This window comes from Tissierella sp. (assembly GCF_052089545.1).
GTDB lineage: Bacteria > Bacillota > Clostridia > Tissierellales > Tissierellaceae > Tissierella_A.
In genome coordinates this window covers 21613-22359 of record NZ_JBQDAA010000016.1, presented here as the reverse complement: position 1 = coordinate 22359, position 747 = coordinate 21613, and the positions used below count along the sequence as shown (strand labels likewise).

The 747-nt window shown below is 27.6% G+C and carries 2 protein-coding genes; both read right to left on the bottom strand.

What is annotated here, in order from left to right:
* Nucleotides 1-137: 137 nt before the first annotated feature.
* Nucleotides 138-425, bottom strand: a complete 288-nt coding sequence (locus ACTHW2_RS02650) for a hypothetical protein (RefSeq protein WP_442262183.1) — start codon at nucleotides 423-425, stop codon at nucleotides 138-140.
* 53 nt (nucleotides 426-478) lie between these two features.
* Nucleotides 479-721 carry a hypothetical protein gene (locus ACTHW2_RS02645; protein ID WP_442262182.1) on the bottom strand — a complete coding sequence of 81 codons (243 nt, stop codon included), beginning with the start codon at nucleotides 719-721 and terminating at the stop codon, nucleotides 479-481.
* Nucleotides 722-747: the final 26 nt, after the last annotated feature.

Sequence of the window (747 nt, the reverse complement as noted above, 5' to 3'; positions counted from 1 at the left end):
AGAATCTTTGTTTTGACCCTAAACCATAGATTCTTCGCGATGCTCAGAATGACAACATTAGAAGACTTAACTTCACTTAATATTACAACTTGGGTAATTTCAAATCCCCTTTATATATTAGACAACTATTCCCTTGGCTAGGTTCTAAGGTATAGACCATGTTTTCTTGCTTTATTTTCTAAGTCCAATATTTGGTTTTCATTTTTAAAAAACATTTCCATCGACATATCAAAATGTCCTCTTATAGAAATGTCTAAACCTAAAAAATGAAGGTTGCAAAATGTAAGCTCTCTAGAATTTATTTGTAATAACATTTTAAAATCATCAAATGTTTCAACACTGAAATAACCTGTTACTTGATTAATATCTGTCCTTATCATATGGTTTACCCAAAGATATTGCTCAAGTCGATCTAACCCATCCAAAATTCTAATATGTCTATGCTCATCTATATTTGCATACTCTATTTCTGCTATTATTATTGAATTTCCATTTTTTTATATAACTCCCTAAAAAAATCAACTTGCTTATATTCATTTTGTAAATATAAATCTTTAAAATCCCAAGACACTTCATTTGCTTCTTCTTTTGAAAGACTATGAGGAAAAACATCTAATAATCTATGGGGTGTTGCCTTATAAAAATCATCTGAATCATTTATAATTTTTATCATATTCTTTTTTATTTTGTTTACTTCTTCTAAGCTTATTATTTTCAACATATTTTCACCTCAATTATTTTAATCAG

Coding starts and splice junctions, on each gene's coding strand:
- ACTHW2_RS02645 (WP_442262182.1), bottom strand. CDS start 721: ATGTTGAAAATAATAAGCTTAGAAGAAGTAAACAAAATAAAAAAGAAT.